The organism is Leifsonia xyli subsp. cynodontis DSM 46306 (assembly GCF_000470775.1).
In the GTDB taxonomy this organism is placed as follows: domain Bacteria; phylum Actinomycetota; class Actinomycetes; order Actinomycetales; family Microbacteriaceae; genus Leifsonia; species Leifsonia cynodontis.
Genome location: NC_022438.1, coordinates 2,548,459 through 2,561,985 on the forward strand (window position 1 = coordinate 2,548,459; position 13,527 = coordinate 2,561,985).

Here is a 13,527-nt window from a genome sequence, read left to right on the forward strand (position 1 = left end):
CGGGTCTCAAACCGATATCGGCCTAGCGATCGGCCCGGGCCACCCGCAAGAGCGTCCTGAGCGCCGCGGGGAGATCCGTGTCCGGCCGCCAGACCGCGCGCAGTTCGCGGACGATGCGCAGATCCGTCAGCGGCACGCGCACCAGCCGTCCGGCGGCGAGGTCGTCGCGCACTGTCAGGATGCTGAGCAGCGCCGGCGCGAGACCGGACGCGACCGCGGTGCGGATGCCGGCGGTGGTCGGCAGCTCGGCCACGGGTTCGGCCGGGCGCAGCCCGGCGCCGGCGAGCGCCCGCTCGGCGGCGAGGCGCGTGCCGGACCCCCGTTCCCGGGCGACCAGCGGCACGGCGGCGAGGGCCGCGGCGTCGAGACCGGCTGCGCGCGCCCACGGATGGCCGGGCGCGACGACCACGATCAGCTCGTCGCGGGCGATCCGGCTGGTGCGGAGTCCGGGGGCGGAGTCCGGCGTCTCCACGAAGCCGAGGGGATACTCGCCGCGTGCGACCCCGGCCAGCACCGCCGCGCTGTTGACGGCGGCGACCGCCACCCGGGCCTCGGGGGCGACGGAACGCAGCCGCGTCAGCCAGCGCGGAAGCAGGTACTCCGCGACGGTGAGGCTCGCCGCGACGGACACCGCGCCCGCCTCGTCGCCGCGCAGCGCCGCTGCGCCTTCCACGAGGCGACCGGCGGCGGCCATCACCTCCGCCGCCCAGCCGGCCACGACCTGCCCGGCAGCGGTCAGCCGCGTCCCGGCCGGCGAGCGTTCCAGGAGCGCGAGTCCGAGGGCATCCTCCAAGCGGCGCATGCGGGCGGAGACCGCCCTGCGTCACCCCGAGCACCGCCCCGGCGGCCGAGAGCGAGCCGCGTTCGGCGACAGCGCACAGCATCCGGAGGGCCGCGATGTCCACGCCGGCTCCAAGCTGTGGTTGTGTCCCTGTCACGAACCGAGACTACCGCCGCCCCTCTCCCCTGGCGCAGTGTGGGGAGCATGAACCGTTTCCGCTTCGAGGCCGTCACCCCCAACTGGTTCGCCGCCGTGATGGGCACCGGGATCGTCGCGAACGCGCTGGCGGGCTTCCCGGGGCAACTGCCCGGGATGCGCGCGGCAGTCCTCGTGTTCTGGCTGCTCGCCGCCGTCCTGCTCGTCTTCCTGCTCGCGGCGACCGCCCTGCACTGGCTGCGGCATCCCGAGGCGGCACGCGGTCATCATCGTCACCCGGTCATGGCACACTTCTACGGCGCGCCGCCGATGGCCATGCTGACCGTGGGCGCCGGAGCGCTGCTGGTCGGCCACGACCTCATCGGGGACCGGGCGGCGCTCGCGGTGGATGCGGTGCTCTGGACGGCCGGCACCGTTCTCGGGCTGTTCGCGGCCGCCGCCATCCCGTACCTCGTCTTCACCCGGCTCGAGTTGGCGGACGATGCGGCTTTCGGAGGCTGGCTCATGCCCGTCGTCCTGCCGATGGTCTCCGCCGCCACCGGCGCCCTGCTCCTCCCCCACCTGGACGGCGCCGGGCAGCACACGATGCTGCTCGCGTGCCTGGGAATGTTCGGCATGAGCCTCCTCGCGTCGTTCTTCATCGTCGCCCAGCTCTGGACACGGCTCACCCGCCACAAAATCGGGGCGTCCACGATGGTCCCCACACTGTGGATCGTGCTCGGACCGCTCGGCCAGTCGGTGACCGCGCTCACCCTGCTGGCCCGCGAGAGCGGAAGCCCCTCGCTGCGCTCGGACGCGGTGCTCGTGGGCACGCCGATCCTCGGCTTCGCGCTGCTATGGCTCGCGATCGCGGCGGCGATCACCCTCAGCACCGCTCGCCAGGGGATGCCGTTCGCGCTGACCTGGTGGTCGTTCACCTTTCCGGTGGGCACCTGTGCGACCGGCGCCGCCGGGCTCGCGATCGTCACCGGCTCGCCCGCGCTCACCGCTCTCGCGGCCGGCTTCCTCGTGCTTCTGCTCGCCGCTTGGCTCGTCGTCGCGACACGCACAGTCGCCGCTCAGCTTCCCGGCCGTGCCCCGGCTGCGTCCGCTTCAGCCGCGCACGACACGACACGCACGACGACAGCGACCAGAACGATGAGGCCCGCGGCAGCGAAGGCGGCGACAGCGACCGGGACGCTCGGCAGCGAGCCCGCCAGCCGTGACAACCCGATCCAGGAGAGCCCCCACGCCGAAGCGGCAGCGGGAGCGAACCGGCCGCGATCCCCGACGGCGAGAGCCGAGCCGATGACCGCGACGACGCCGAGCACGGCCATTCCCCAGACCTCTCGGTCGATGCCCCACCCGGCGAAGCCGGAAGCAGCGAGCGCGGCGGCGATGTTCGCGACAGTTGCGACCATGACCCAGCCAAGGAAGAGACCCGTCGTGCCGTCGAAGAGGATCGCGTCGGCCATCGTGCCGGCCGGGTCGCGCCGGAGCCGCACGAAGGCGACGATCAGCGCCACGAGCAGGGCGGCGATGACCAGGACGCTCAGGGCGAGCAGCCTGGCCTGGACCGAGAGAATCCAGGCCGCTGTGAGGAGCATGGACGCCGTCATCCACCAGCCGGCGGCGCCGGGACGCCTGCGAGGGAAGCGCCTGCCAGATCGCAAAGGCGGCGAGGCCGGCATAGATGACGCTCCAGATGGCGAAAGCGGGACCGGCGGGTGCGACAAGGGTGGCATCCGGTCCGAGCGCGCCGCCCACCGCCTCCGGGATGGGACGGCCCCCGGCGAAACCCGACCCCGCGAACGCACCGATCAGAGCGACGACGGCAGCCGCGACGACCGCGCTCTGCCGCACCCGGTCGGCCGCGGTCGGCCGGACCGATCCGATCGGGAGGTCGTTGATCGTGGCGCTCATGGTAGACCCGCGACGGGCGGTGAGAAAGGGCGGCCGCCTCCGGACGACATCAGCAGCGCAAGAGCATCGGCCATCCCGCCAGGCTAGTCGGCGCTGTAGGGCCGCTCGCGCAGCAGCCTCGCCAGGTGCGCGGCGTTCCGCGCCGCTGTCGCCGTGGCCGAGGCGACCGCCTCTGGGGTCTCGTCGAAGTCTTTGTAGTCGACCGTCTGCATCGCCTCTCCGTTCCAGTACGTGCAGCCCTGCGACGGAATGCTGAACCCCACTCGTTGAGTCCCTGGAACACGTCGGCCACGATCGCGTGCGCGCCGTCCTCGTTCCCCACCACCCCGGCGATCGCGACCTTGCCCTCGATCAGCGGCCGGCCGCCGTCGCCGGTCTGGGAGAGTTCGGCGTCCAGCCGCTCGAGAGCCCGCTGCGCGACGGAGGTGAGGTGCCCCATCCACGTCGGACTGACGAGCACGACGATGTCGGACGCAATGATCTGCTCACGGAGGTGCGGCCACTCGTCGCCATCGCCCTGATCGAGTTCGACTCCGGGCCGGATGTCGTAGTCCACCATCCGCACAGCGGTGCCGGTCACCCCGTGCTCCGACAGGGCATCGAGCAGTTGTTTGGCGAGCAGCTGACTAGCTCGACTCCGCCGGGGACGGTTTGAGAGTGCAGACCAGCGCCAGCGCGCTGAGGGTTCGGGGGAAGTCGCTCATATCCCGACTGAACACTCCGCGGACACGAATGCAACCCCCTCCCGGAGACCTTGACGCAGCGCGGACATGACCGTATGGCTGAGTGGTGAGACGGGCGAGGCAGAAGCACACTGGCGGCGCCCTCGTGGCCGCGTACTATCGGCGGGGAAAAGGAGAGGGGCCGGGAGAGGACATGAAGGTGTTCCATGTTTACATCGACGATCTGAGGTTCACCTTCGTCGATCCCGAGCCGGTCGAGGAACTCAAACACCGGATCGTGGAAGCCAGCCGTGCCGCCGGTGCATTCGTGGCGATCACGCAGTCGAGCCGCCCGCCGAGCGAGGTCTTCGTGACCGGCCATACGCGTGTCCGGATCGAGACGGCGACCATCCCCCAGAACTCGGCCCCCGACGCCAGCGACAGGGACGACGACGCTTTCTGGTTCGACTTCGACTCCCTCCCCTGAACCGGCGCCGGCCGAGAACGCAGCGGGGATGCGGCCTGGCCGTCCTCGGCTGGCGAGCGATGCGGATGCCCGGTAGATTGCCCAAGATGAGCACACCAGAAGACGAGCGCACGCCGCAGCAGCACACCGGCGACCAGCCGAACGGCTTCCGGGCGGCGGAGCCCACCGTTCCCGCGGCCCCAGCGGCCCCCGTCCCGCCGGCACCACCCGCCCCCGGCGGCGCGTTCCCGGCCGCGCCGCCGGCACCAGCCGCATTCCCCGCGTACAGCGGCACACCCACCGCTCCGGTCGAGCGACCGACCGCCGCCCCGACGACTGTCACCGCGTCTTTCTGGCTTGTATATCGCGACCGCCGCGCTGAGCATCGTCGTCGGCATCGGTCGGCATCGCCGCCGCCGCGGGCAGCCGAGCGGTGGTCATCGACCAATTGCAGCGCCAGGGCGGCGCCTCCCTCCAGGGCCAGGACCTCGATCAGCTCGCGGACACCGCCGTGACGATCGGCATCGTGACGATCGTCGTCACGATGATCGTCGCGACCGCCCTGTTCGCGCTGTTCGCGTTCCTCATTCGTCGCGGAGGCAACGGCGCCCGCATCGTCTTGACGATCCTCACCGTGCTCTCGCTGCTGAACCTCGGCTCGGCGTTCGGCCTCGGATTCCTCCTCGTCGCCGCGGCGGTCGTGGCGGCCATCCTGATGTGGCTGCCTTCGTCGAACCAGTGGTTCGCCGCGATCAAGGCGTCGAGGGCTCCACGCGCTTAGCCCACCGGTGCTGGATGGGCGCCGGAGAGATCGACGGCCGCCGGCGGAACACCTGCGTCTCAGCCGGTGTGGCCACCCGCTCAGACGGGCAGGTACACGCTGAGCTCGTCCTCCGCCATCACCACCATGCCGCCCGTGTGCTGCGAGGTGTGCATGAGGGCTTCCAGCCACTGCGGGTTGATCGACGGCGGACGGCTGCCGGTGAACTGGAACGAGAGCGGGACCTCGCGGCTGATCCAGAGCGACACGCGCCCGGACCCCTGCTCGACCGGCACATCCCAGTTGAGGAGGAAGCTCTCGTGGCGGCGAAGCTTGGCGACGACCGCGAGCTTGATGTGGCTCAGCACTCGGTCATCCAGATCATACTCCTGACCCGTGCCGTAGACGAGTTTTCCCATGCTGTCCATAGTGCCTCACGCAGAGCACGGCTGCCCCTCCGCTCTCGGGGGATTGACACACGAAAGATTTCACCCTAAACGCCCCCGGCGTCGTGGATGCCGCGGGCGGGCGGCCTCAGGCGGGGACGCGCGGGGCGGTCGTGGCGGCGACGAAAACCGATTGGAGCGCCTTGACCTCCTCGGTCGTGAGCTGTTCGCGGTAGACCTCGGCGAGGCCCGCCCAGCGGACGGCAGACTGCGCGACCTGGCGCATCCCGACATAGCCGACCGCACGGGCGGTGTCGAGGAAGGCCGCATCGATGGTGGCGACGCGGTCGTGTTCGGCGTCGAGCCGGGAGACCTTGACGCGGGCCGCTTTCTCGAGCTGACGGCGACCGCCGCGCTGGGCGGCGAGCTGGAGCTCGACAATGCGGGCCAGGTCGTCGGCGCTCAGTGCGGCGACGCGGCGGAGGAACGCTCTCATCGAATCCCCTTTCATAACGGTCACGAGGCGAATATGAAATCTTAGCCGCAGATGGTGAGAAAATCATCAGAGAATACTTGCTTTTCCCGGGAGTCTCCGCGACCCCGGAGAACCGGCGGAGAACGGAACATCCAGGCCGGGGGGCTCGGCAGGAGAGGGAAGCTCGGCGTCGGGCATCGGAACCGCCGTGACGCTGTAAGCCGGACGAGAGCGCTCCGCCGACTTCTGCGGGCATTCTGGCAGAAGACGTGCGCCCGGCGGTGCGAAGTGGCTAGGCTGGCCGTGTTCGCGCGCGTCGAACACCAGGCAAAGAGGCCTCGATCAGCATGAACCGCCCACTCGCTGTCGCCGCGATCGGTTTCTAGCATGTCCACGCGGGCGACTACGCGCGCGCCGTGCAGGAGCATCCCGACACCACTCTGGTCGCCGTCTGGGACGACGACCCCGAGCGCGGCCGGGCCGCCGCCGAGCAGTTCGGAGTCGAGTTCGTCGCCGATCTGGGCGAGCTGCTCGCCCGCGACGGGCTCGACGCGGTCACCGTCACCACCGCGACCGACCAGCACCGGGAGGTGATGCTGCGCGCGATCCGCGCCGGCAAGCACGTCTTCACCGAGAAGGTCCTCGCTCCGACGTCGGAGGAGGCGGAGCAGATCGTCGCCGCCGCCGCGCACCTCGCTCTCGAGGTCTCGCTGCCGCGGCTCTACGATCCGTACACCGTCGCGATCGAACGGATACTCGACGAGGGGAGGCTCGGGGAGCTGACCTACAGCCGGGTGCGCCTCGCGCACGATGGCTGGGTGGCCGGCTGGCTTCCGGAGCGCTTCGGCGACCCGGAGGCGGCCATCGGCGGCGCCCTCACCGATCTCGGCTGCCACCCCGCCTACCTGACCCGGCTGTTCCACCGGGCCGAGCCGACCGCGATCTCCGCCGTGTAAGGCAGCGTCACCGGGCGGCAGGTGGAGGACAACGCGGTCGTGACCGCGGAGTTCCCCGGCGGCCTTCTGGGCGTGTTCGAGGCGAGCGTCGTGCAGGGCCCCGGCGACTTCTCGATCGAGTTGCGCGGCACGCGGGGAGCGCTGACGTACGGAGACGGCCGCAGCCTGCGACTGAACACCGGCGACGGCTGGCGGGAGCTCCCGCTGCCGACAGCGCGCCCGGGGGCGTTCGTCCAGTGGGTGCAGCACATCCACGACGGGACACGCGCCGACGACAACCTGGACCACGCGCTCGCGCTCACCCGCTCCGTCGTCGCCGCGAACGAGGCCGCCCGCACCGGGTACACGGTCGCGCTCGTTCCGGCGACCGCCTGACACACCCGCTGTCCCTTATCCCTTTGCTCACCCCTTTCCTTCGGAGGAGACCATGATCGCATCCACCGTTCGCATCGGCCTGATCGGGGCCGGCGGCATCGCCAGAGCGCACCTCGAGGGCTACCTCGCGAACCCCGGCACCATCACCTTCGCCGCGGTCGCCGATCCGGTGCGCGAGAGCGCCGAGAGCCGAGCGGGTGACACCGGAGCGGCGATCTACGCCGACTACACCGCGATGCTGGCGGAGGCAGACATCGACGCCGTCGACATCTGCCTGCCGCATCACCTGCACAAGGACGCGATCGTCGCCGCCGCGCGCGCCGGCAAGCACATCCTGTGCGAGAAGCCGCTCTGCCTGACACCGGAGGAGGCCGTGGAGGTCGCCACCGCCGTCGAGAAGGCCGGTGTCACCCTCATGTGCGCCCACAACCAGCTGTTCCTGCCGGCCGTCGCGAAGGCCAAGGAGCTGATCGACGCCGGGACGATCGGCCGGGTGTACGAGGTGCGCACCACCGACTCCTTCCACAACGACTTCGACCCGTCGAACATGGGCTGGCGAGCCCACGCCTCCACCTCAGGCGGCGGCGAGCTGATCGACACCCGGATACCACCCCACCTATCTGCTGCTGCACCTGGCGGGCGGGGTTCCGGTGGAGGCGACCGCGATGCTCGCGACCCACCGGCTGTCGTTCATGGAGGGCGAGGACTCGGCCACTGTGCTCGTACGGTTCGACAACGGGGTCATCGGCACCGTCGTCACCAGCTGGGCCTATCAGCCGGCCGATGGCACCGAGAAGTTCTCGGCGGTCGGCGAACTCGGCAGCCTCACGAGCGACGCCACCACGCTCAGCTACCGCCGCCGCGGCGATGCGGAGCCGACCGTCCTCGAACTGGGAACGGTCAACCCGTTCGCCGAAGAGCTCGGCCACTTCGCCCGCAGCGTGCTCGAAGGCACCCGCCCGCTGCACACACAGAAGGAGGGGATAGACGTGCTCGGGATCATCCTCGCGGCGTACGAATCGGCGCGGACGGGAACGGTCGCCCCGATCCCGTCGCTGACGGCGGCCCGCTGAACCTGTCCGGCGGCAGCCCGGCCGTGGCCGAACGGTGCGGTTTCCCGCGTTGGCATCACACAAGGCTCCATGACACGCAATCTATTTAATTTCAATACATACTTAATACGTGCAATTGGGTTAGTATTCAGCATGAGCACTCCACGGACGGGGCGCCGGCTGCGCAGACCAGAGCACACGAGGAACGACGACTTCGTCGCCGTTCCCTACCTTCGACAGGGCCAGATGATCTCCCTGATCAGATGGACACAGGTGTCCGGAGAATGGAAGTACTCCACCCTCCTCGCCCAGTACCTGCATCGCGACGAGGGCAGCTGGTACCTTGTGGTCGGCGGGCAGAGCGCCAAACTAAGCCGCTCGGAGTGGGCGATCTTCAACTGAGCGACGGCCGCCCGGGAACGGGCGGAACGCAGATTCGGGACGCGAGCGACGATGACAGCAGAGCGCGGGGGCGCCGCCGCGCCCCCGCGCTTCGATGAAGACGACTACGATACCCGCATGAAGACGGCGCTGCGCACCGCCCTCGGCTGGATCGCCGCCGTATTCGTCAACCTGGGCGCCCTCCTGTTGGTCGCGGGCATCCTCGTACCGCGGACGAACGGCTCCCCGGCGCTGGACGTCGGAATCGGGATGCTGGCCGCGGGAGCGATCGCGGGGGTGGGGTGGACACTGGGCGGAGGCAGTTAGACGCCCGCGGGGACCAGCGCCGCCCCCGGTGCGGGGCGGTGGCACAGCCGACCGGAGTCCCCTGGCCGCGCGACCCGCTCCGGCGTACAGCTCCCTGCTATGAGCACCCCAGATGACAAGGCCAGCGCCGCCCGCGAGAACCTCGAGGGCGGCTACACCGAGGCGAACGACGAAGGACCGCACAAGCGGACCATCCACGGCCAGTACACCGAGACGGAGGGCGTCACCCCCGACTCGGATGTCGAGGGGTCGTACACCGACGCGGAAGAGGCCGCCGACGCGCCCGACGGCGACTATACGGAGGGCGACTACCGAGAGCCCTGAGCCCCCGCGCGTCAGATGAAGCGCTTGCGGGCCTTCTCCGCCTCGCGCTTGGCCTTTTTGCGAGCCTTCTTCACGGTCGGATCGTTCCAGAACGATCGGACGGAGCTGGCGATCTGATCGTAGCGCTCGCGTCCCGCGCGGGCGCCGAGGATGTAGGCGGCGACGAAGAGAGCGAGGACGAGGAGAGTCTTGGGTCGCATGGCGCGACCATAACCCTTGGCGGGTCATCTGGGAAGGCCGGAAACGGCGTCGGCTTCTCACCGAGCGTCGCGCTTCTTCGCTTGGAGCGCACCACGAGACGAGGGATGGCAGCCCCGCGATCACGAAGGCAGTCTGGAGGCACACCCCGAGGACGACGCGCTCTCCGGCCGAGGGGACCGAATGGCCGCGCGACGATCAGAGGTAATACCAGCTGACCCTCGCCGTGATTCCTCCGTACCCGTACGATTCGACGGCGATGGTCATGACGGGGTTTCCGTGGCTCCTCCCACCGACGTAGTAGCACTTGACGTACGCGAAGCCGTGCATGGCCGGGCAGTTCTGGTCCGAACGGTAGGGAACGCGCTCCCCGATCAGCTCCACGTACTCAGCGGCTTTGAGATGCACGCCGTCCCAGTAGGGGTCCGAGCCGGCAGAAGTGCAGTTCGTGATATCCGAACCCACTTGGCCGTTGTTGTACCACTGGGTGGCAGCGCAGTTCGCAAGTCGTTCGACCCCTGTCGAGCGCCAGGAGAAGTCTCCGGATGTCGTGTAGAAGTCTTCGGCTTGAGCGGCTCCGGCCGTGCCGGCGACAAGCGTGATCGTTGCGATGCCCGCAATGAGCAGGCGGGAGAACGTGCGCGATAATCGCATGGTGATTCCTCTCGATTGTGAGTGACGGGCTTCAGCTCGCCCGAACACGCTGAAAGATAGAGATCGACGGGGAATGGCGGCTGCTCTCACGGATGAAAAGACCGTGAACAGGGGCTGAATCAGCCCTGACATCGGGGCGAGGACGGGACGGCCGCTTCCGCCTGCTCATTCACCGTCGCGGACGCTCGGGACGCCGATGCGGCGCGGCGGGCCCGAGACGATTCACGCGTATGAACCCTCTCGGGCGACCGGGGTTTCATCCACAGCAGGATCCGGTACACCCTCTCCACATCCATGCATTTTGTTCTCCACAGTGCATGAAGCAAAAATAATGCTGGTCAGAAGTCTTTTCTAGCTCCAGTGACGACAGTTATCCCCAGACAGTCGTGCGTTTATCCACGAGATTTCCCCGGTCTTGAACGTCTTTTCCACACAGTTATCCACAGGTAAATCACCCCAGAGCGGCAAGCACCGCGTCCGAGACATCGCTGAGGTGCCGGAGCGCCCGGTGTCGCTCGTCCGCGGTGTTCGTCAGGTAGGCGACCACGACATCCCGGGCCGGGTCCGCCCAGACATTGCAGATATTGCTGCCGTTGTGCCCGAAAGCGAGCGGGCTCGCCCGCGAACCGGTGGGCCGGGCGAGCCCGATGGGGCCGCCGAGTTGGAAGCCGTGCGCCCAGCGAACGGGCCCGCCCATGATCCGATCCGGCTCGCCGTCGCTCGACACGGCCCGCGCTGCTGCGATCGTCTCCGGGCGCAGCACCCCCTCGCCGCCGGCCAGCAGCATCCGGTAGAACTCCGCGAGCTCGCGCCCGTTGGTGCTCACCGCCGCAGCCGGGATGGGAACCGAGCGGGTCCGCAGGCGGTTGAAAAGCAGGGTCCGGGCACGCTCGGGCACGCTCAACGCGCGCAACGGGACCGCACGGCCGGACTCGGCCGCGGCCAGCCCCAGCGACGTCGCGCCGAGACCCGCGGGCTCCAGCAGTTCCTCGGCGATGAACCGCTCCACCGGAACCCCGCTCACCCGGCGGACGAGCTCACCCAGGATGAAGCCGAAGCTCAGGATGTGATAGCCCACCACTTCCCCGGCCGGCCATCGCGGCTTCGCGTCCTCCGCCGCGGCGACCGAGCGCCCCGGGTCGGTCATGCGCACGGTGTCCCCGAGCATCGTCCCGGTCGAATACGGAACACCCGCGCGGTGCGAGAGCACCTGCCGGATCGTGACGCCCTTCTTACCGCGGGCGGCGTACCCAGGCCAGTGACGGGCGACAGGATCGTCCAGCCGCAGCATCCCGCGCTCGGCGAGCAGATGGACAGCGAGAGCGACGAACGGTTTGCTCACCGAGAATGTGTAGAAGAGCGCGGCCGCGCTGCACCCGGAACGGCGGTCGAGGACGACCTCGCCGCCGCGCAAGACAGTGAGCCAGGCAGCGCCGCCGCGGGCGTCGACGAGATCGGTCACACGGCGGAAATCGGGCACGCTGGCATCCTCCTCCGCAGCGACCCGGCACGCAATGATCCAGGGAGCGCCCGTCTCTCCGGCGCACGGCCGGCCCGTGGCCCGGAACGGAGTGAGCCCGCTTTTCAGCCGGCGACGAGCCCACCCCGTTCCCCTCCGCCGACGAGGACGCTGTTCGCGCTTCTGAGCGTGGATGACTCCCTTCGCGAGCATGTCGCAGCGCTGCGTCATCCACAGCTTGGATAACGGTGTGAATGACACGATTGTTTTTTCGCACACAGCTTCGAAAATCGAATTTGAGAAGCAAATAACCTGATCAAATGGCTTTTCTCTAAGCTGAGAATTCTGCGACCATACACATGTCGGGCGTGTCCTCCACATTTTCTCCACGCTCTTCCCCGTGTTGTCCCCAGAGTTATCCACAGCTGCGCGACAGGGGAGGCGGCGGTTGCGGAAAGCGCCAATCCGATCGGCGGGTCCGCGTCGAACCCCTGATCGAGGTGGGCGGCCCGTCCGCCGTCGTCAAGGAGGAACGAACAATGCGCACATCACCGAATCGCCTCGTCGCCACCGTCTTCGGCGCCGTCTACCTGCTGGTCGGCCTGCTCGGCTTCGCCTTCACGGGCGGCGTCGGATTCGTGGCGACCCAGGGCGGGCTGATCCTCGGCATCTTCGAGGTGAACCCGCTTCACAACATCATCCATCTGCTCGTCGGCGCAGCGCTCCTCATCGCAGGACTCACCCGCGCCGTCGCCGCCAAGGCGGTGAACACCACGATCGGAGCCGTCTACCTGCTGCTCGGCATCGTGGGCTTCTTCCTGGTCGGGACGGAAGCGAACATCCTCGCCCTGAACACGCCCGACCACTTCCTGCACCTCATGAGCGCGATCGTGCTCCTCGGTGTCGGTCTCGGCGCCGAGCGGACCGTGCGCTCCTCTTCGGCCGCCGTCTGACCGATCGGGCCACGGCACTCCCATGAGCAGGATGAGGGAATCCCTATCCCGTCGCTCCGGCGACCCGGGCATTCCTCGCCGTGGCCGCGCTGGGGGCCGGGCTACTGCACGCGGCCCTGGCCCCCAGCGCACCCCTTCCGATGCTCGCCCTGCTGCTGGCCTTCGCGCTGGCGGAGCTCGGCTGGGCGGTGGCGACACTGGCGCGCGATCGGCCACCGCTGTTCCGCGCCATCCCGGCGCTGGCCCTCGCGCCGATCGGGATGTGGGCGACGCTCGCCACGATCGGCGCAACGGCATCCTCCGGCACAGTGCTGACGCTCCCGCTCCTGCCGATGGGCGTTGCCTCGCTGCTGGACCTCGCCGTCGCCGCCCCGGCAGCCGTCGTGCTCCGCCGCCGGCGCCCGGCTCCACCCCAGAGCGGAGCCGTCCGCTTCACCGCCGCTCTCCTGCTCAGCGCCTGCGCTGTCTGCGGCGTCACCATTCCGGCACTTGGAGCCACTCATGCTGGCATCGCAGCGGTGACGGTCCACCACCACTGATGGTTGACGGGACCGGCCGCCAGAGGACACACTGAGGTAAGCCTTACTTGATCTGGAGACCTCATCGTGGCCGAGCCCATCCCCTTCTCCCAAGCACTCCGCGAGCGCACCCAGACTGTCCACGAGGAGAGCGAAGGCGCGACCTTCATGCAGGACCTCATGAGCGGCAAAGGCAGCCGGGAAGACTATATCCACCTGCTCGCGCAGCACTGGTTCATCTACGACGCGCTGGAAACGGCCGCCGGTTGGATGGCGGACGACCCGATCGCCGCCCTGTTCATCACCCCGAAGCTCACGCGCCTGCCCGCCATCGAAGCCGACCTGGAGTTCCTCCTCGGTGAGGACTGGCGCGACCGCGTCCACCCGCTCCCGAGCACACTGCGCTACACCGCGCGCATCCGCGAGGTCGGCAGCACCTGGCCGGGCGGCTTCGTCGCCCACCACTACACGCGCTACCTGGGCGACCTCTCTGGCGGCCAGATCATCCGCACGCTTCTACAGCGTCAGTACGGCTTCGAGACCAACGGGGTCGGTTTCTACCTCTTCGCCGAGATCGCCAAGCCGAAAGTGTTCAAGGACGTCTACCGGGCCCAGCTCGACGCGGTGGACTGGAACGAGGAGGAGCGCGACCGCGTGATCGCCGAGGTCGGCCTCGCTTTCCGGTTCAACACACAGCTGTTCGACGATCTGGCGGCGGCCAAGGCGGCGGCCGCCTGAACAC

Annotated in this window: 15 protein-coding genes and 3 pseudogenes; 11 read left to right on the forward strand and 7 right to left on the reverse strand. The window is 69.1% G+C overall.

What is annotated here, in order from left to right:
* Positions 1-22: 22 nt before the first annotated feature.
* On the reverse strand, positions 23-793 hold the full coding sequence (locus O159_RS12255) for a LysR substrate-binding domain-containing protein (RefSeq protein ID WP_169725707.1): 771 nt from the start codon (positions 791-793) through the stop codon (positions 23-25).
* A 192-nt stretch (positions 794-985) separates the two neighbouring features.
* On the opposite strand from O159_RS12255, the gene O159_RS16630 reads away from it, so the two are divergent.
* Positions 986-2,926 (forward strand): SLAC1 family transporter, encoded by a 1,941-nt coding sequence (locus O159_RS16630; protein WP_021756093.1) that lies wholly within the window; start codon positions 986-988, stop codon positions 2,924-2,926.
* On the opposite strand, the pseudogene O159_RS12265 reads toward O159_RS16630, so the two are convergent.
* Positions 2,923-3,543: pseudogene (locus O159_RS12265) on the reverse strand (flavodoxin family protein). The gene O159_RS16630 and the pseudogene O159_RS12265 sit on opposite strands and share 4 nt — an antisense overlap.
* 172 nt (positions 3,544-3,715) lie before the next feature.
* On the opposite strand from O159_RS12265, the gene O159_RS12270 reads away from it, so the two are divergent.
* Together O159_RS12270 and O159_RS12275 are read left to right on the forward strand one after the other, a co-directional pair.
* Positions 3,716-3,988, forward strand: a complete 273-nt coding sequence (locus O159_RS12270; protein ID WP_021756096.1) for a hypothetical protein — start codon at positions 3,716-3,718, stop codon at positions 3,986-3,988.
* Positions 3,989-4,400: 412 nt separating this feature from the next.
* The gene (locus O159_RS12275) at positions 4,401-4,748 is read left to right on the forward strand and encodes a hypothetical protein (RefSeq protein WP_021756097.1); all 348 of its coding nucleotides are present in this window, start codon (positions 4,401-4,403) and stop codon (positions 4,746-4,748) included.
* An 80-nt stretch (positions 4,749-4,828) separates the two neighbouring features.
* On the opposite strand, the gene O159_RS12280 is transcribed toward O159_RS12275, so the two are convergent.
* Positions 4,829-5,155: a DUF7882 family protein gene (locus O159_RS12280; RefSeq protein WP_021756098.1), complete on the reverse strand. Its 327-nt coding sequence runs from the start codon at positions 5,153-5,155 to the stop codon at positions 4,829-4,831.
* Positions 5,156-5,261: 106 nt separating this feature from the next.
* Positions 5,262-5,609 carry a hypothetical protein gene (locus O159_RS12285; RefSeq protein ID WP_021756099.1) on the reverse strand — a complete coding sequence of 116 codons (348 nt, stop codon included), beginning with the start codon at positions 5,607-5,609 and terminating at the stop codon, positions 5,262-5,264.
* Between the two features lie 392 nt (positions 5,610-6,001).
* On the opposite strand from O159_RS12285, the pseudogene O159_RS16930 reads away from it, so the two are divergent.
* The 5 genes and pseudogenes from O159_RS16930 to O159_RS12310 form a co-directional block, all read left to right on the forward strand.
* A pseudogene (locus tag O159_RS16930) lies at positions 6,002-6,919 on the forward strand (Gfo/Idh/MocA family protein); the annotation flags it as partial.
* 52 nt (positions 6,920-6,971) lie between these two features.
* A pseudogene (locus tag O159_RS12295) lies at positions 6,972-7,992 on the forward strand (Gfo/Idh/MocA family protein).
* A gap of 225 nt (positions 7,993-8,217) precedes the next feature.
* Positions 8,218-8,373 carry a hypothetical protein gene (locus O159_RS16060; protein ID WP_236609494.1) on the forward strand — a complete coding sequence of 52 codons (156 nt, stop codon included), beginning with the start codon at positions 8,218-8,220 and terminating at the stop codon, positions 8,371-8,373.
* 51 nt (positions 8,374-8,424) lie between these two features.
* Positions 8,425-8,679 (forward strand): hypothetical protein, encoded by a 255-nt coding sequence (locus O159_RS12305; RefSeq protein WP_021756102.1) that lies wholly within the window; start codon positions 8,425-8,427, stop codon positions 8,677-8,679.
* Between the two features lie 99 nt (positions 8,680-8,778).
* Complete coding sequence (locus O159_RS12310) at positions 8,779-9,003, forward strand: hypothetical protein (RefSeq protein ID WP_021756103.1); 225 nt, start codon at positions 8,779-8,781, stop codon at positions 9,001-9,003.
* A gap of 11 nt (positions 9,004-9,014) precedes the next feature.
* Here O159_RS12310 and O159_RS12315 read toward each other — a convergent pair whose 3' ends face one another.
* The 3 genes from O159_RS12315 to O159_RS12325 form a co-directional block, all read right to left on the reverse strand.
* Positions 9,015-9,203 carry a hypothetical protein gene (locus O159_RS12315; protein WP_021756104.1) on the reverse strand — a complete coding sequence of 63 codons (189 nt, stop codon included), beginning with the start codon at positions 9,201-9,203 and terminating at the stop codon, positions 9,015-9,017.
* A 196-nt stretch (positions 9,204-9,399) separates the two neighbouring features.
* Positions 9,400-9,855, reverse strand: a complete 456-nt coding sequence (locus O159_RS12320; protein WP_021756105.1) for a hypothetical protein — start codon at positions 9,853-9,855, stop codon at positions 9,400-9,402.
* Between the two features lie 451 nt (positions 9,856-10,306).
* Entirely contained in the window at positions 10,307-11,335 is a 1,029-nt protein-coding gene (locus O159_RS12325; protein ID WP_021756106.1) for a serine hydrolase domain-containing protein, read from the reverse strand.
* A gap of 518 nt (positions 11,336-11,853) precedes the next feature.
* Between O159_RS12325 and O159_RS12330 the strand changes: the two genes are divergently transcribed.
* The 3 genes from O159_RS12330 (at position 11,854) to O159_RS12340 (ending at position 13,523) form a co-directional block, all read left to right on the forward strand.
* Complete coding sequence (locus O159_RS12330) at positions 11,854-12,267, forward strand: DUF4383 domain-containing protein (RefSeq protein ID WP_021756107.1); 414 nt, start codon at positions 11,854-11,856, stop codon at positions 12,265-12,267.
* 80 nt (positions 12,268-12,347) lie between these two features.
* Positions 12,348-12,806: a hypothetical protein gene (locus O159_RS12335; protein WP_236609495.1), complete on the forward strand. Its 459-nt coding sequence runs from the start codon at positions 12,348-12,350 to the stop codon at positions 12,804-12,806.
* A 66-nt stretch (positions 12,807-12,872) separates the two neighbouring features.
* Positions 12,873-13,523, forward strand: a complete 651-nt coding sequence (locus O159_RS12340; protein WP_021756109.1) for a biliverdin-producing heme oxygenase — start codon at positions 12,873-12,875, stop codon at positions 13,521-13,523.
* Positions 13,524-13,527 lie beyond the last annotated feature (4 nt).